Raw genomic sequence first — 17197 nt, 5'->3', positions numbered from 1 at the left:
CCGCGCACGGTCTTGCGGGTCACATCTGCGTACTGAGATACGACGGCCCGACAGACTCAGCTGAAAAGCCGTGCCGTTGGGAGACCGACGATGGCGGCCGGAGTTCTTGTACGAGGTGCCACACCCGCCGGTACCGCAGCTATGCGACGTTGGGAGATGGGTAGATGGCGCGGCGGACTCAAAAAGAGGTCGAAGAAGCGCGGCAGACTGTACGACGCAGTAAGGCTGAAGTGGTCAATCGGTACGACGGCGGGGAGCCGCTTAATAAGATCGCCAGTGATTTCCAGGTCAGTGAGTACTGGCTGAAGGGCACGCTCGTCGGTTGGGGCGTAAAGATCCGTGGTAGGGGAGGAGCGAGGGGACGTGAGTCTGACGGGCGAGGCTGAATTGCCAGAGATACCGAGATTGGATCCGCGGCAGCGGCTGACTCCCAAGCAAAAGGTGCAGGTCCGCGACGCTTTGAAGCGGCACTACGATGCGGGAGCCTCTTTCCCAATTCTAGTGGGTGCGACTGGGCGGTCACGTGACTTCGTGCACAGAATGTTGCTGGCGGCGGGCGTTCAATTACGAAGAGGGCGACGAAGCGAAGAAATGCAGAGGGGCTATGCGGAGGCGTTGGAGCGGAGTGCGGCTGCTCGATCGAAACAGCGCCAAAGCGTTGAGGGGATAAGTCCCTGATCCGAAACACTCGGCCCAAGGGTGAGCACTCCTTCTCCTGACACACTCATTTCTCTTCTGGGAGGTGCGCGATGTGGAAGGTCGGCAGCATAGTGTTTGATGAAGGCCGAAAAACCGTTGCCCGCGTCACGGACTTCCGAGACGGTATTCCGACGCTGGTGGATGAATCAACTGGCCTTGGGGAAGAATGGGACGCGGACCCCGACCAGTGTCGGCATGCGACAGCCGCCGAATCGGAGAAATATCGATTTCGAGTGCGGAGGTACGGAATGCTGGCCGAAGCATGGACGGTAGCTACCCGCGGCATACAGTCGTGAGACTACTCCCGCATGTGTGCCGCCGGTCGCTACGCTCCTGCGTTCGTCCGGTAAGAAACCTGAAACGATTTCAAAAGAGGTGACATGGGCAAGCAGAATGACGACGACGAGTTTTTCAACGACATCGCCAGTATCAAAAGCCTGAGTCAGGCAGCCGGAGATGAGAGTCTCCCTCCGGCGGTACGTGATGCGGCTGCGCAATCTGCACAGGAGATTGCCGACAGGCAGTCCGGGAAATAGCGGTCGTTAGCGCCGTTGCCGGATCCGTACCCCGGCCCGCCATCCCAAACAACGGTGGACTAGTGGGACGGGCCCGATGAAAGAGAGGAAAAGCAGTGTCGAAAGCAAAACACACCATCAAGGCCGCTAAAGAGCGGCGCAACCGGGACTCGGAGGTGGCTGGCACTCAAAACGCCAAGGAGCGACAGGCGATGGTGTCGCAGAACCTCGATGAGCGCGGCCAGAAGGAGGGGCGCTGGTACGGAACGTGAAAACCTCTGGCGGTGCGCCGTGAATGGCCAATAACGCCTCTTTAAACTCCGCTACCCGTCGCAGACAATCGCATTCCCCCACCCGGGGCGAGAGTCTCGACGGGGGCGGGCAAGCCCCCGGCCATCAGGCGGCCGGGCCAGCAGGTGCACCACGATCCGGGGAAACTCCTCGAATCGAATTTCTTGGGAAGGCAAACGCCTGTGACCCTCAAGGAAGCACTGGAGAGGAATGCCGCCGCGCACGGCGGCGAGGATGACGGCGGCCACGGGGTCGGATAATACCGACGTTGAGGACGGCGACGGCCAGGGCGGCAGCGGAAGCCCTGGTCACTTCCAGAACGCCTGAGTGATCAACTGCCCCCGGCCGCTGGCAAGTTGCGGTCGGGGGCAGTGCTGTCTGCCGCTAAGCTGCCCCCCGAGGAGGTAACCGAATGCATCTGCTCGTCGTTGACTGGGACTTCTTCTTCCCCAACCCGGACGCTGGCGCTCCCATGGGCTCCCACCCGGAGCTGTACGGATGGCCTGTGGCCGAAGACGAACATCACACCGAAGTTGTGTGGGTGGAACGCGCCAAGCGATTCAGCGAAGCCGGAGTCCCGCTGCCCACCGCGAGCGGCTGGGGCGGGTTCTGGGGGCGGTTCTGGTTCACGGACGGGGCTCCGTTGATCTACGCAGACAGCAACGCGTGGGCGGGGCATCTATGGCCAAGCGACGTGGGCGGTGAAGGCTCGTGGGACACGATCCACCTGTACGACGCGCACCATGATGCGGGGTGCAAGCTCAATCACGCGAGCTTCGAAGAGTGGAAGGCTAGCGGCGACGGGATCCGGTGCGAAAATTGGATGTTGGCCCATGCGTGGGCAGGCGCCGAGCTACACGTCCACTTTCCGCCATGGCGTGAGTCACTGGACCGCCCGACCGAAGAGCCGCTAGTAGAAGTGGCCATGTCTATTGACGACGGCGTGCCGCCTCCGGTCGCCTTCTCAGCCTGCTTCGTATGCCGCTCCGGAGCGTGGGTACCCCCGTGGGAAGACCATACTTTCAGTGCCTTTCTGAAAGCCGCGCCGTTGCGGGCTCAGATGCACCCCAAGAACAAGTGGATGCACCCCCGTCCGGACCCTAGGCGCATCATCGAAATGCAAGCGATTTTGAGCACCAAGGTGCAGCGCCTCAACGGCTGACCAGGGGCACCTCCGCTGGTCAGCGACATAGCACTGCTTGGGTGGCGAAGTCGATATCGAAGCCGCCTGTTCGCGGGGCGGGGAACCCAGTAACAGGCCGACCCGTATAACTCCCCAGGCAAAATCCCTGCGAAGATTCCGTCGCAGGGATTTTGCTATGTGAGGAGTCTAGAGATGGCGACGACTGCTAAGCGCGTGACGAGCCCTCGGGATGCCACCGGCCGGGTCAAGCGAACGCTGGAGACGAACCGCGACCTGGCCGAGAAGGAAGCCGCCAAGGCGCAGTTGGCCGAGGCGCAGGTTGCTGACGAGGTCCGATCCCAGGTCGTGGACCTGACTGCCCCGCCTGCTGCCAATGTTGAACAGCTGCCGGTCGTTGTCGGTGAGAGCACCCGCGAGATGCGTGTGGTGGAGGATCTGGAGAACGTGACGATCGGCTACCGAAATACGTTCACCTTTGAAGCCGGTCGTACCTACAAGGTGCCTGCGTTCGTGTACAACCATCTTGCAGAAAAGGGCTACGTGTGGGGGGCCTGACGTCGGTTATGGCAGGCCGTTCGTATCAGCTGACGTCTTCTGACGGCATTGGTATTGGGTATGGGCGGCTGGAGCCGGGCAGCGTCGTGGATGTTATTTCCGTCGCCAATGGCAGCGTCATTTTCTCGTTCCCTGCTGGCAGGACATCACCGCCCCCTCGACTGATCCGGTACTCGCAGACGTTTTTCAAAAAGCACTTCTCCGAGTACACCCCGCCGCCTGTCGTGCCGCCGCCCGATCCGCAGCCGGACCCTGATCCGCCGCCGGTCGAACTTCCCAGTCCTGACGAGATTGCCCAGGAGGTGCAGTGACGGTGCCGACATACGTCCCGGTTCAGACCAGTGTGGAGCTGACGCGTGCCATGGTGGCCGCACCGGACCTCCCGGCGGTGGTGAGCGACTGCCTTCACACGGCCTGGGCGGTGACTCCCGAGCGCGGCGCCTTGATGAGGTGCCTGCCGCGCGGCTTTCTGGAGGACCTGCTCGCGGCGGCCTCCACACCGGAGGGTCTGGCCGCACTGAAGGCCGAGGTTGGCGCCGTCCCGCCTCGGGAGGTGGCTCGGCACGTGCATCTGCTGACCAGCGATCCAGGGCGGACGGTCACGCTGGCCACGCTGGCGCAGAGCGAAATCGACGCTGAGGGCTATCTCCCGCAGTTGCTGGAGCTGGGGGAGATAGGGGTCGACGACCAGGGTCGCATCAGCGCGGCGGCGAACGCCGCAGAGATCGTTTTCGGGCCGCTGCTGCCGAGCGGTGCGGCGGTCAGCGTCACGCACGTCGCTGTCACGCTGGCGGCGTCAGACGGGTCCGGCAGGGTCGTCAGTGTCATCGAGCTGACTGACCCGCACGAGGTGCATGCGGGGGAGTCGGTGTCCATCAGGGCTGGGGCCCTGTCCTGCGGGGTGGGCTGATGGCTGATCAGGCACAGATGCTTGCGCGGGTCCGCTCGCTGCTCGGCGATTTCGGCAGCGAGTTCCGCGATGTGCTGACCGGCACGGGCGAGCTGTCTGAATACGACCTCTCCCAGACACGCGTCACCATCACCAAGGCTCTGCTTGTCCAGGGCGGTCAGAGCCGTGAGCTGGCCGCTGGTACGGACTACACCCTGCTCTCCCGGGAAGGGCGGGTCATTTTCCGGGAGGGTCTGGGACCGCTGCCGCTGGGCGCCGTGGTGATCGTGGAGGGACGATCCGGCGGCATGGTCGACGACCAGGAGCTGGTCATCCACCTCCAGGACGCGGTCCTCCAGCACTGCTCCGACCGGGTCGTCACGGTCCGGTATCGGTCGGCGGAGGGGTTCTACCGGTACGAGGACGAACCGGTGACCCTGGCGACGCTGCCGGAGATCGAGGAGCTGCCGCTGGCCGTCTTGGCGGCCGTCAATGTGCTGTGGGCGGTGGCGACGGACGCCTCCATGGAGCCCGACATCCACACGGCAGAGGGCACGCACGTCGCCCGCGGGCAGATCTACACCCAGGTTATGGCGCAGATTGAGAATCTGGAGACGCGATACCGGGACCTGTGTCAGCAGCTCAACGTGGGCCTCTACCGCATCGAAATGGCGACACTGCGCCGCGTCTCTCCGTACAACAACCGTCTCGTGCCCATCTTCACGCCGCGCGAGTACGACGACTCTGCCTACCCAACGCGCCAGCTCCCGCCCATCGACCGCCGCAACGAAGACCCCTCCGGCATCGCATCGCCCATCATCAGCGGGCTCACCGGATGAGGGCCGACTGGAAGAGCGGGCGCTTCAGCACCGCATACCACGCGGCCCGGATCGACGCCGGGCTGCGTGCCTGGCAGCACCGCAAGGGCGACTGCGTCTCGTGGTTCCGGGCCGCGCCAGCGCAGTCCCACGCTCACGACGTCTACGACGAGGGCGCAGCTCCCGGAGGCCGGGCCTACCATCCACCGATCACGGTGCCAGTGATGGACGTCTCTCGCGACCAGGGCGCCGTCGAGCGCACCGCGCAGGGCCTGTACCAGGTGGCTCCGCTGTACGTGACGGCCGCCGCGCGGCAGCTCGCCCGAGTCGGCATCAGTCAGCCAGACATCGACACCCGCAGGTATCTGAGTGACTGGATCGGTTATGACGGGTGTCTACACCGGATCGACGACCTCCAGGCTCTGGGCCGATTGAGGCGACACGATTTCGTGGTTTCGCTGAAGCTCACCGAAATCATGCCTGATGAAATCACGGCAGATTCCATTTTCGACGATTACCGGCGTTTCGGTTCGCGGCATGTCCGCCAGAATGACTAGCTAACACCGCATGCACATCTGATGTGAATCTGGACCTGTCGGAGTTTCTGAGAGGTCAAATCGATGCCGTGGCTGCTGAACGAGGATGCCGCATTGCGGCGAAAGCTCCAGGGGCTCAGTGTGAAAGACGGTTCCATGGAGACCCCTGTCGGGGTGCGGTTCTCCTATCCGGAAAGCGAGCTGGCCGATCAAACTTTCCCTCTCATTGTCCTGGAGCGCACGCGCGCTGTGCGCGACCCGCGTCGAGAAGCCCGGGGTGTTGTGCAGCTCGGCTATGCGCCAGAGGGCTACGCGCCTTGGCCCGGCATGGCTGATGGGGCGGCTTCTCCGTACTACACGGACAATCCCATTCCATACCGGATCGAATACCAGGTCAATGTGCTGTGCCGGAAGCAGGCGCATCTTACGGACCTGGTCGCTCGACTCAGCTCCGTGGACCTTCTTCCTGTGCGCTTCGGTTATCTGGAAGTCCCCGAGGACGGCACTGTACGTAGCCTCGAACTAGAGGGGCCAGAATTTCACATAGGCTGGGACGAGCATCAAAAGCGCCTCCTTACTGCCGCTTACCTCGTTAGCGTCACTAGTGAGGTCCTCGGGGCCGTGTCCACTCCCACGCCGGTCAAGACCGTCATCACCGATCTGCACGACGCGCAGGTCCCGTAGTGCTAAGGAGCCGCATGGCCACGTACAAGCGTCCAGGAATCTTCGTCGATGAGACACTGAATCCAATCGTGGTGAATGAACCCCCGGCGGGGGAATTCATTGCAGCTTTTGTGGGAGCCCATGATTTCGGACCGTCCAAGCCGACGCTGATTCGGAGCTGGGCGGAATTCGTGTCACTGTACGGCGGGTTCAGCGCCGACTCCATGCTTCCGTTCGCCGTGCACCAGTTTTTCGTCAACGGGGGAAGAGCCTGCTATGTCGTGAGGGCAGTCTCAGCAGATGCGAAAACGGCGTCACTGGTGCTGAAGGACCGCCAGTCCGGGGGTGAGAACTCCAGCCCCAAGGACGTGCTGCGCGTGACCGCGACCGCGCCGGGCGCTTTCGCCAACGGACTGACGGTCAGCGTGACCGATGCGGGTACGGCTCCTGGCCGTTTCACCCTGACGGTGAAGACGGCTGGAGATACCGCTGGCGGCCTCGTTGAGCGCTACACCGACGTCAGTCTGGACCCCACCGACACCCGAAACGCTATCGCGCTCGTCAACGCACCCGACAGCGGATCCAGATTCATCTCTCTGGCCTACCTCGGGCCCCTTGCGTGGACGACCGACAACACGCCCGCCGTCACAGTCGACAAGCCGCTCGCGGGCGGCTCGAACGGCTCTGCCGCACCGGACCTTTCGGCTGCCGCGCAGTCACTCGAATCCACCAACGCGGCTCTCAACATCAATCTCCCCGGGGTATCCGACGCCGCCGTCCTCAACCCGGTCATCGACTGGTGCGAGCGCTACGCGTACGCCTTCCTCATCGTCGACACCCCGCAGGTCCCTGACGGCACGCCGACCGAGGTGGCGCTGGCCAAGATGCGAGAACTGAGCCCACTGGTCAATGGCGGAACTACTCCGGCACCGCTGCGCGCCTCCTCCTATGCGGCTGTCTACGGACCGTGGATTCAGACAGCAGATCCCGCAGTAGCAGCTGTGGGTGCGACGCGCCTGCTTCCCCCCGGGGGCGCGCTGATGGGCCAGTTCGCGCGGTTCGACATCGCCCATGGGCCGCACCGAACTCCTGCGGGCGAGGAGGCCGTGCTCCGCGGGGTCTTCAGCGCCCAGTTCCGTTTCACCGATGCACAGCTCGATGAGCTGAATGTGGCGGGCATCAACATCATTCGCTACGTACCGAGCGCGGGCTATTGCCCAATGGGCGGGCGCACGATAAAGGCGGGGTATCCAGACCGGTACATAGCTGTGAGGCGTTTCCTTATCCATGTGAGGAAACTGCTCGTTGAGTCGACTGGTTACGCTGTTTTTCAGCCCAACACTCCGGATCTCTGGGCGTCGCTGACCACAATCATCACGCAGCGGCTGACCGAAATGACCCAGGCAGGCCAGCTCAAGGGCGGCAGCCCTGAAACTGCCTTCAGAGTCGTGTGCAACGAGACAAATAACACCGAGCAGACAGTCGCCAACGGCGAGGTCCACATTGACATCGGACTGGCGCTGCTGCGCCCAGCGGAATTCATCGCGATCCACATCGGTCAGTTCGAGGGCGGAAGTACCTCGTCCGAGGCGTTTCAGTAAAGGAGTGGGCTATGGCGGGTAAGACCCGGGCGACAGTGGAGCAGAGGTCCAGCCTCGCCTCCATATCCACGGACCCGTTGCGGTCCTTCAAATTCCACGTCCAGATATCGGGACCGCAGGGGCTACAGGGGGCCTACCCGAAGCTTGGCTTCATGGCGGTGTCCGGTCTCAGCTCGACCACTGACGTGATCGCTTACCGCACCGGTGGAATGAACGTGTCCACCCAGAAGCTCCCCGGGCAGAGCGATTTCAGCCCCATCACGCTCTCCAAGGGGTTGTGCCCGGGAGATCAGCAGCTCCTGGACTGGATGGGCCAGCTGTTCAACGTCATGCAAGGCGTGGGGAAGACCTACGACACCAGCACCGATTTCCGTGCCACTGTTGACATCATGCTGATAGAGCACCCGGTGACCAAGTCGCCCGCAAAAGTTCAGGCCGTGTGGCGGGTGTACAACGCGTGGCCGACGAGCGTGGCGTTCGGTGACCTCGATGCGGGCCAGAATATGTACGCCGTGCATCAGATGACACTCGCGCACGAGGGGTTCGATTTCAAGGTCGCCCCGAATGCCAAGTCGAGTGCCACCCTCTAGGAATTAGGAATCCAGTGACCGAGCCCCTCACTTACGACTGGACCTTCGACCAGTCCGCTGCCCCCGCAATCAACCCCGTAACCGACGCCGCTGCCGCCAACCGTGCGATCCAGCAGGTCCTGGCCGAGAGCAGCGGGCCCGCCCCGAGCCCGCCGCGCCCCAATCCCACGCAGGCCCTGCTCCCTGTCGGGATCACTATTGACGGCCAGCTGGTGCGCGAGGCACGCGTACGCGAGCTGACCGGGGCCGACGAAGAAGCTCTTGCGGCTGTGGACCGCAACTCACTGGAGTTCTTCGACACCATCCTGCGCCGTGGTGTCGCCGCTCTGGGGTCGAAGATTCCTACCGACGAGCAGCTCCAGGACATGCTCGTCGGTGACCGCGACAGCCTGCTTCTGGCGATCCGCGTCGCAACGTTCGGTAGCCCGCTGGAGATCCAGGGAGTGAAGTGCCCGAGCTGCACCTCGCTCATCGACGTGACCATCGATCTGTCCACGGTCGAGCAGCGTGCCTTGCCCGGGGGCGAGCCCACGGTGACGTTGCGCGATGGCAGGATCGCCCGGGTGCGTTTTCCCACGGGAGCAGATCAGAGGTTCGTCCTGACGGAGAGGGACGCAACCCCGGCACGGGTCAACTCCCGTTTGCTGGAGCGGTGTGTGACCGCTGTGGGGGAGACACCCGTGGAGGACGGCGCGGCCTTCGCCCAGAGCCTGGGTATCGCCGACCGGCGCACCCTGTTGATGTATCTGGCCGACCACGCTCCCGGCCCGCAGCTCACCGACGTGTCCGTCACCCATGAAAGTTGCGGAGAGGAGATTCCGCTGCCGATTTCGGTGGCGGATGCGTTTCTGGACCTGTGACATCGAGGCCACACTTCTCGACATCGAATCGCTGGTTTTCGCCTATCGCTGGCCACCGAGCGAGATCAAGGCTCTGACGGTCCGCGAGCGTCATTACTGGCGAGACCTCGCGCTGTGGCACAAGGAGCGGAAGGAGGCACTGCATGGCGTCCAGTAGAGAGCCCAATATCGCTGGGCGCTTGCTCGGCGTGAACCGGCTGGAGCACGAGGTCGATGATCTGGAGCGCCAGATCAAAACACTGGGAACCAACATCGGCCGCCTGAATCGCGCGCTCAGCGGGATGACGCCGACCGGAGTGGGGTCCGGCATGGGCTGGGGGGGATTTCCCTCCGCGAATCAGCCGAGCCCGGCCGGAACTGCACAGACCAGCTCTCTGCCCGGCTCTGGGGCCACAGCGACCCAGCAGGCGGCAGCCATCATGCGGCAGCGTATGGAGGCTCGCCGGGCCCAGCAGAATGAGGCGACTCTCCGGGCGGCTGACCTGCGCCGTCAGCAGGAGGAGGAACGTCGTCGCCAGCGGGACCAGGCGCACCGTGACCGCCTGGAGTCCAACGCCCGGCGGGCCGCCGCCGCTGAGGCTCAGCAGCAGGCGATGCGCCAGGCCCAGGAACGGGCGCGGCAGGACCGGGAGCGGGCGGACGCCAGTGCGCGTGCCCGGGTGACGGCCCGGCTCGGTGGCGCAGGCGCCATTCCGCCTCGCCCGACGTATCCGCCGACCGCGGGCGCCGGACAGCCCGACGGCGCTGGAAGGGCCATCGACACACCGCGCCTGGCATTTGGACTGGGGCAACTCGCCGGGCGCGCGGTGTCCTGGGGCGCGGGGAAGATACGGTCGCGCGTCGACCACATGACGGACCAGGCGTACGAGATGGATCGCTACGCCGCGTTCGCGTACAGCACGTGGGGCGACCCGAAGTCCGGCTACTGGTCGGAGAAGAACCGACTCCGCAATGCGGCGATGCAGTCGTCGACCGCGCTGTCAACAGAAGACCTCAACAGCGGCTTGTTCGAGGTCGACCGGCGTCTTGGCATGGGGCGCAGCGAGGTGGAGCGGCGTCTGCTGCATCAGCAGGCGTCGGGGTATGCGCTGCTGGACCCGACGATGGGTGTGGCGGATTCCGCGCGGATGATGACGGCGATGTACACGCCGCAGGCGTCCATGCTCTACCAGGTGATGGGGCTCGGCCCGACCATCGGAGCGGGAGGCAAGCGGCTATCGCAGGGCCAGCTCAATCAGAACATCTTGGACAGGGTGTTCCAGCGCGGCTACCGGTTGAAGAACGTCCTGGCGGCGTCCGAGCAGGGCGGGTCGCTGCGCACCACGCTGGAGGCGCAGGCACGGCAACTCGGGTTGGGGCAGGAGTGGGTGGAGAATCGTCTCACCCAGATTCAGTCCCAAGCGCGTTGGCGGGAGCAGACTGGCGGGTCGGTGGCCGATTACGAGCAGCTGCTGCGCGATGCGGGCGGTACGGGAGACAAAGCGGAGGACGCTCGCCGGAAGCTGCAAAAGGGCGGCCTGGACGTCGACAATCTCCTCAATCAGAAGAAGCGGAAGGAGGGGGAGGAGCGGCGTCACGACTCGCAGATGATGGACGCGTTCGGTCCGGCTATGCAGTCGGCCACCGATGCCGTCATTGATTTCAAAGAGGCGTTGAACGCCATTCTGGAGCTGCCTGGCGTCAAGCAGACCGTGGGCGGATACCAGGGTGTGGACGCGGGCAGTGGCGGGCGCCTGACGGGGGCTCTGAAGGGCGCCGGGCTAGGCGTTCTTACTGGTGCCGCGGCCGGAAGCGTCATACCCGGGCTCGGTACCGGAGTAGGGGCGGTGGCCGGTGGCGTTATTGGTGGCATCGGCGGTCTCATCGGCGGCGGTGCATCTGGTGGTGGTTCCACTGGCGGGGGAGCATCGGGGGGCTCCGGGGGCGGCGCGAAGACCCGGGCGAATCTGCATCAGGGCAGCGCAAATCCCGCAATCAAGGCGGCGCTGTCCCAGATCGGTGTCGATTATTCGTGGGGCGGCGGGGGGCCGGAGGGACCGTCTCGGGGATTTGCTCAGGGTGCGAAAACGGTTGGATTCGACTGTAGTTCGCTGATGCAGTATGCCTTCAGTAAGGTCGGTGTCCGGCTGGGGCGTACAACGTACGAGCAGCTGAAGGCGGGTAAGGGCGTCGCGTTTGAGGACCGCAAGCCTGGCGACCTGATGTTCCCGAATTCGGGACATGTGGTGATGTATCTCGGCAACGGGAAAATCGTGCATGCGCCGCGCACGGGGCAGAAAATCCGCGTTGACTCCGAGGACCGTTTCGGGCGGTACATAGCGGTCCGCCGGGTCGTCTCCGGTGCCGGGGACACCTTTGCCTCCGACGAGCCGGGATCGACGTCTGCTGAAGCAGGCGCGGGGAACGACAATCCGGCGGCCACCGGAGCCAGCACGACCGGGGCTATCACGAACGCCTATGGAAGCGTCAGCGAAATCGAGGCGCTGGCCGCGTCCCTGTTTTCCGGTGGTCGCGGCCCATCCGGCTCCGGGGCGTCCAAGAAAGGCGGGTCCGGAAGTGAAGATGCCGGTGCCGCTGCGGATTCCGGAGGGTACTCCTGGGGGGCCATCAACGGGCGGTACACGAAGGTCCCACCGCCGCCGGGCTGGGTCAGGGCTGCGATTCAGCGTGGCATGGCCGCCAAGGGGGTCTCCGGGGCGGCCTGGGCACGGGGTTTGACAACCATCGCCTACCGGGAGTCGGGCTACCGGAAGGATGCCCGCAACGACTGGGATGCCAATGCCCAGCATGGCGACCCCTCGGTGGGGCTGTTCCAGGTCATCGGGTCGACGTTCGCGGCGTACCGCGCCAAGTCATTGCCGAATGACCGTACGGACCCCGCAGCGTCGACTGCTGCCGCCATCGGTTGGATCAAGGCGCGCTACGGCAGCATCGGCAAGGTCCAGCAGGCCGACCCGGACCGGCCGCCCAAGGGGTACGCCGTGGGCGCGTGGGATCTGCCGGAGGACGAGATCGCCCAGGTGCACAAGGGCGAGATGATCCTGCCGAAAGGCACCGCACAGACAATCCGCAACGCGCTGATGCAGCAGTCCATTCCCGTGCGGTCCACCACGGCCGCGGCGCTTGAAGGCCCGAAGCGGGCATCCAACTCAGGTGGGGGAGTGACAGTGCAGTTCGGGCCCGGGTCGATCAGCATCACCGTGCAGGGTGCGATGAGCAGCAGTACGGCCATGCAGGCGGGAAGACAAATCGTCGATGCGATTGCCGCCGACAAGCGCATCAGGGAGATCGGGATGGGCGTCTAGTGTTCTCTCGTATTCACAAAGAGCTGGATGCTCGTCAGCACAGCAACGGGGCGGTAGACCCTCGCCAGCTCCCGGCGGGAGGAATCGGCTGGTGGGGCGGGGGAGTTGGCAGCGGCCAGGACGACTACCTAACCTTTCCGCAGGGCTACATTGTCAGCGACACCCGTGGGCTTCCCAAGAAGGAAAAGCCGTACTACCTCAAATTCCACTACAACCCGTCCACGGTGTCGATGAGCCATGGACTGGACCAGGCCAACCTTACTCCGGCGGATTGGCAGCGCGCTGAGTCGGATACCGGGACCGCGCTGCTGCCAATCAACTCCTCCTGCTCTTTCAGCCTCTTCTACGACCGGACGTATGACGTCCTCGCCAGGCGGGACACCCCACAGTCCAGGTATGGCGTGATGTACGACGTGAATGCGCTGTACAACCTGGTCGGGATCAACTCAGTTTCCAGAACGGGCGGTTCGGCCGGGTCGAGCAGTGATCCGGACAGTGCGCCCTCACCGGATACGTCAGACGTCCCTGAGACGGTGACCGGTCCGATGCAGATGCGGCCGTGCACCGCGTTTTTCGGAGGCCAGGACCGGGCCCTCTTTTACTACGGGTACATCAGCAATATCGAGATCCAATGGGTGCACTGGACACAGGACATGACTACTCAACGCCTGTCGCTCAGCATTACGATGACAGGGCTCCCTCAGCCGAAATAGGAGAAACATGATCAACAGTGGCTCCCGCTATGCAGACCACCCAGTCGAGATCGTCACTGATGCTGCGGGAGCCACGCGCCAGGTCCTCGGCCCAGCCCCACCGAAAACACTGCGCGTGCGTGCAATTTCCTACCGGTGGCAGGACGGTGATCGCGTGGACACCGTGGCTACCGAGTTCTATCGCGACCCCACGCAATGGTGGCGCATCGCTGAGGTCAACCCGGAAATCCTGGACTGGACAGAAATAGCGCCCGGAACTGCTATCAGGATTCCTCATGCCGATTAAGGAATTTGCGCCCCACGCACGCATCATCTATCCAAACGTACCCACCAGCCGCCACTACATCACCCACATCTCCGTGCACCAGGCCGAGGCCACGCACGAGGTGGCGGAGATTTCCATACGCATCAGCGTGCCCCGCACGGACAGCATCCGCAGCTGGGCCCTCTCCTCCGGCATCGTGCAGCCAGAGGGTACGCCGATGCACTTGCGCTACGGCTCCGGGCCACACCAACAGGCAGACCTCTATGGGTACGTCCACTCCTACCGCATCACCACCGGCCAGGACGACGCCCGCCTCCAGCGCAACAGCGAGGTCACCGTCACCTACACGCTCACTGGCCCGACCACCACCATGCAGTCCCAGCGCAGTCTCGCCTGGCAGATGTCGAGCGCCTCCGCTCTCGCCCGCAGCGTATGCCGCCACTACCAGCTGGCCTGCGTCACCGAGCGAACGCCGACACGCCTGACCAAGATGCAGTCAGCCCAGAGCGACTTCGCGTTCCTGCGCGACCTGGCCCAGGAGTACGGCCTGCGGCTGGTCGCCGATGCCACTACCGTCTACCTCACCTCCCCGCTGGCCACCCTGCGCCGGGGCCAGGCAATCCCCTCAGCCCACCTGACCAAGCTGCCGGGCCTGCACGACACCATCTATGCCTTCGACGCCCTCCACGGCGAGCTGGAGCCCGGCGGTGGCCGCCGCACTCGGATCGAGGGGTATGCCTACAACCGCCATACCCGGCACCTGTCCCGCAGCGTCGACGCCCGCTCCGCCACAGCGGCGCACCGGACATACGCCACGGCGCTCCCCGCCGACTCCCGCGCCGAGGCCGAGGAACGCGTGAGCGCCGCTTCCGCCGCCTCCGCACTGTGGGTATCGGCAAACGCCAGCGTACGGGGGGACGCCCGGCTCAAGGTCGGCACCGAGATCTGGCTCCAAGGAGCGGGCCTTGGTCCGCACACGGTGGGTACGTGGATGATCCGCCAGGTCAGTCATCGCCTGACCCTCCATCCCACCCAACCCTCTCAGCGCACCTACGTCACCGATCTCGTGCTGGGCCGCAACCGGCCCGACGGCCTGGATGCGCACCGGCTGCCCCTGCCTCAACCCGCCAGCACCGTCCTGTCCGAGCAGCGCTGGTGCGCCCAGTACATCGGAGGCGCAGCATGAGCACGTACCAGGCGGTCGTGGCCAGCACGACCGACCCGCAGTTGCGAGGACGCGTCCGCCTTCAGGTGCCCCAGGTCTCCGGAGAGGCCCTGACCCTGTGGGCGGAGCCTGCGGTGCGCGGGCGCGTCCCGGCCGTGGGCGAGCTGGTGTGGGTCACGTATCAGGGAGGCGATGAGGCCCGCCCGGTCTACGTAGCCGACCCGGACGTAGTGGAGCGCGACTACGAGCCGATTGAGCCACTGGTATCCGCCCAGCGCCTTGCCCCCCGGCCCTTGAACGGCACCAGTTTCTACCTCTGGGACGAGGCTCAGTGGCCGTTCATCAATACCGTCGTGCCGGAGTCGGGTGCCTTTTTCGTCTCCCTGTCAGCCCGGTTGAATCCGGGGGGTCGGCCGGGTGCGCAGTGTGCGATCTCCTGGGGCGTCTACGACCTGGACACCCGCGCCTACCTGTACGTCGACACCGGTCGAGTGAGCCTGCATCGTCAGGGCGGAGTGCCGGGCGTTGATGAGGCGGGGACTATCGCGGCTACGCGTCGGCATCTGGTGCAGGGACTGCCGCCGGGACACCGTGTGCAGATTCGGCCCGCCTATTCCCATGCGAACATTGACGCCGCGTACGTGCCCCGCATCATCTCCGGTGGCCAGATGGTCGTCGAGCCTGTTCCTGCGGCGACGGTGATGCCGGTGACCACCGACCAGTCCCGGCAGCCTAAATACCTGGCCTCGTCCTACACGCCGTTCCCCGTTGACGATCTCGCGGGCATCCGCGCGGTGGTCCCAGCGTCCGGGAAAATGTGGGTGTCCATCTCCGGGAAGATCGCCCCGGCGTCAGCCACCGTCGGCGATGACCTGTGGTACTCCTGGGTGCTCAGCGGCAGCACCGGGTGGAAAGACACCTGGTCCCACCTGTACAAACAAATCACCAGCGTGAACGCCTCCGCGGTCTCCGCCGCCACCCGGCGCACGCTTATAACTGGCCTTGTGCCAGGCGAGGTTGTGCGCATCACCCCGGTGTATGGCACAGACAGCAGCACCACCGTGACGACCTTCGTGGCGCAGTCTGGACAGCTTGCCGTCGAGCCGGTGGTCGAGGGGGAGGACACCCGTGTCCAGCAGACACTGCTGACGTATCCCGCCCCCCGGTACGCCGCCACCAGCACCTGGACCGATTACGCCCCCACAGACTGGGCCCCCATCACCACCACCGTGCCCGCCACCGGCAGCCTCCTGGTCAGCATCGGTGCCACCCTGTGGAACCAGGTCTCCGACACGGCCGAGATGCGCCTGGGCTGGTCCGTCAGCGGGGACTACGAATGGAGCGGTGACGGACTCCAGCAGGCCGTGACCATCTCCGGCAAAACATGGGGACTGGCTGCGACGAAACGCCATCTCCTCCAGGGGCTGACTCCGGGCTCCACCGTCACCATCACCCCCCGCTACTGGTGCAACGCCAACTCGACATACCCCAACGGCGAGCAGCTCGCCGTCATCGCGGGGGGCCAGTTGGCCGTCGAACCAGTCCGTCCGGGCAACGCCGCACGGCCCGGCACCCTCCCCGAGCACACCGCACGGATCCGTGCCGTGGCCTCTACTGCGGTACGTGACGTCCTCAATCCGGCCGACGGCGATCTCTACATCCTCAATGACGCTGAAATCGCGCAGGTGCGCATTAACGGGCGGTGGATGACCGTCGCAGAAAAGCGGCCTTACATCGTTACCCAGACAGATAGTTTCGCCCTATCGCCGACATCATCCGACATCGCCTGGGAATCTGTGCTGGCCCAGACGGACACAGGAATGTTCGCCTCGCAGGACACCATGGGAATCTATACCACCCGAGACGGACTGTACCAGATCAGTGTGAGCTGCCGCTGGGGCCAGTCGCTCACCCAGAACCGAATGTGGGTGAACGCTGGCGGCACGGAATTCCGGATCTGGTCTCAGGAATCGGTCTCATCGGTGGCGCAAGGGGCCACCGGAACAGTGCTTGCCTCACTGAAATCCGGATCACGCATCACGCTGGCGCTACGTGCTGGGCAGACCGGGACGGCAACGAATATCCGTATGTCCATCGAGTACAAGGGACCCACGCTCAACGGGAGATACGACAATGTCTGAACAGCTCGCCATCCCCTTCGCCGTGGACGCCTCCGGCCGAATCGCCAGCGTCACCAACCCCGACCGGCAGACAGCGCAGCGGGTGCGTGCCGTGGTGGCTACCGCGCCATCTGAGCGCGTCATGCAGCCCGAATTCGGCACGGACCTGCGGCCCTTCCTGTTCGCGCCGAACGACCCGGTCACACAAGAGGCGCTCCGGCATGCGGTACAGGACGCGGTCGCTCGTTGGGAGCCGGGAGCCGTTGTCTCCGCAGCTCGGCCTGTCGTCAACGACGACGCGGAGGGAATCGTGGACGTGCTGGTGGATATCGGCACCACCAATGCAAGCCCAGAAACTGTCACCTATCCCCAGGAAATCGTTGTCCGACCGGGTGGCCGGGTCGACACCTACTAATACAACACCCAGGCCCTGGCACAAAATGGGCATGTCGAAATGACGATCATTGA

Annotated in this window: 19 protein-coding genes; all 19 read left to right on the top strand. The window is 64.6% G+C overall.

All coding sequences use genetic code 11. The features are described 5' to 3' along the window. The first annotated feature begins 339 nt into the window (after positions 1–339). A complete protein-coding gene (locus ADL22_RS36090; protein WP_420711558.1) occupies positions 340–678 on the top strand; it encodes a helix-turn-helix domain-containing protein in 339 nt (112 codons plus the stop codon). Between the two features lie 401 nt (positions 679–1079). Beyond that, entirely contained in the window at positions 1080–1235 is a 156-nt protein-coding gene (locus ADL22_RS35290) for a hypothetical protein (RefSeq protein WP_159048634.1), read from the top strand. 95 nt (positions 1236–1330) lie between these two features. Further along, on the top strand, positions 1331–1486 hold the full coding sequence (locus ADL22_RS35285; protein ID WP_159048633.1) for a hypothetical protein: 156 nt from the start codon (positions 1331–1333) through the stop codon (positions 1484–1486). Positions 1487–1917: 431 nt separating this feature from the next. Continuing rightward, positions 1918–2667: a hypothetical protein gene (locus ADL22_RS12430; protein ID WP_066977190.1), complete on the top strand. Its 750-nt coding sequence runs from the start codon at positions 1918–1920 to the stop codon at positions 2665–2667. Between the two features lie 174 nt (positions 2668–2841). Next, positions 2842–3204, top strand: a complete 363-nt coding sequence (locus ADL22_RS12425) for a hypothetical protein (RefSeq protein ID WP_066977187.1) — start codon at positions 2842–2844, stop codon at positions 3202–3204. 8 nt (positions 3205–3212) lie between these two features. Further along, on the top strand, positions 3213–3515 hold the full coding sequence (locus ADL22_RS35280; protein WP_159048632.1) for a hypothetical protein: 303 nt from the start codon (positions 3213–3215) through the stop codon (positions 3513–3515). Further along, positions 3512–4114 carry a phage tail fiber protein gene (locus ADL22_RS12420; RefSeq protein WP_066977184.1) on the top strand — a complete coding sequence of 201 codons (603 nt, stop codon included), beginning with the start codon at positions 3512–3514 and terminating at the stop codon, positions 4112–4114. The genes ADL22_RS35280 and ADL22_RS12420 overlap by 4 nt, the downstream gene beginning before the upstream one ends. Beyond that, positions 4114–4932, top strand: coding sequence for a hypothetical protein (locus ADL22_RS12415; RefSeq protein WP_066977181.1), 819 nt, complete (start codon positions 4114–4116; stop codon positions 4930–4932). The genes ADL22_RS12420 and ADL22_RS12415 overlap by 1 nt, the downstream gene beginning before the upstream one ends. Continuing rightward, a complete protein-coding gene (locus tag ADL22_RS12410) occupies positions 4929–5468 on the top strand; it encodes a hypothetical protein (protein WP_066977179.1) in 540 nt (179 codons plus the stop codon). Before ADL22_RS12415 ends, ADL22_RS12410 begins: the two co-directional genes overlap by 4 nt. A 63-nt stretch (positions 5469–5531) precedes the next feature. Further along, complete coding sequence (locus ADL22_RS12405) at positions 5532–6131, top strand: hypothetical protein (RefSeq protein WP_066977176.1); 600 nt, start codon at positions 5532–5534, stop codon at positions 6129–6131. A 14-nt stretch (positions 6132–6145) separates the two neighbouring features. After that, complete coding sequence (locus tag ADL22_RS12400) at positions 6146–7711, top strand: phage tail sheath C-terminal domain-containing protein (protein WP_079064066.1); 1566 nt, start codon at positions 6146–6148, stop codon at positions 7709–7711. An 11-nt stretch (positions 7712–7722) separates the two neighbouring features. Beyond that, positions 7723–8301, top strand: coding sequence for a phage tail protein (locus ADL22_RS12395; protein WP_066977170.1), 579 nt, complete (start codon positions 7723–7725; stop codon positions 8299–8301). Between the two features lie 14 nt (positions 8302–8315). Next, positions 8316–9161, top strand: a complete 846-nt coding sequence (locus ADL22_RS12390) for a hypothetical protein (RefSeq protein ID WP_066977167.1) — start codon at positions 8316–8318, stop codon at positions 9159–9161. Between the two features lie 143 nt (positions 9162–9304). Next, a complete protein-coding gene (locus ADL22_RS12385) occupies positions 9305–12466 on the top strand; it encodes an NlpC/P60 family protein (protein WP_066977164.1) in 3162 nt (1053 codons plus the stop codon). Further along, positions 12466–13179, top strand: coding sequence for a hypothetical protein (locus ADL22_RS12380; RefSeq protein ID WP_066977161.1), 714 nt, complete (start codon positions 12466–12468; stop codon positions 13177–13179). Before ADL22_RS12385 ends, ADL22_RS12380 begins: the two co-directional genes overlap by 1 nt. A 7-nt stretch (positions 13180–13186) precedes the next feature. After that, the gene (locus tag ADL22_RS35275) at positions 13187–13465 is read left to right on the top strand and encodes a hypothetical protein (RefSeq protein ID WP_159048631.1); all 279 of its coding nucleotides are present in this window, start codon (positions 13187–13189) and stop codon (positions 13463–13465) included. Further along, positions 13455–14630, top strand: coding sequence for a hypothetical protein (locus ADL22_RS12375; RefSeq protein WP_066977158.1), 1176 nt, complete (start codon positions 13455–13457; stop codon positions 14628–14630). The genes ADL22_RS35275 and ADL22_RS12375 overlap by 11 nt, the downstream gene beginning before the upstream one ends. Then, entirely contained in the window at positions 14627–16750 is a 2124-nt protein-coding gene (locus tag ADL22_RS12370; RefSeq protein ID WP_066977155.1) for a phage baseplate assembly protein V, read from the top strand. The genes ADL22_RS12375 and ADL22_RS12370 overlap by 4 nt, the downstream gene beginning before the upstream one ends. Further along, entirely contained in the window at positions 16743–17144 is a 402-nt protein-coding gene (locus ADL22_RS12365; RefSeq protein ID WP_066977152.1) for a GPW/gp25 family protein, read from the top strand. Before ADL22_RS12370 ends, ADL22_RS12365 begins: the two co-directional genes overlap by 8 nt. Positions 17145–17197 lie beyond the last annotated feature (53 nt).

Source organism: Streptomyces sp. NRRL F-4489, from assembly GCF_001509485.1.
GTDB lineage: Bacteria > Actinomycetota > Actinomycetes > Streptomycetales > Streptomycetaceae > Streptomyces.
The sequence above is the reverse complement of the archived record's forward strand: the minus strand, read 5'-3'. Positions and strand labels throughout refer to the sequence as shown.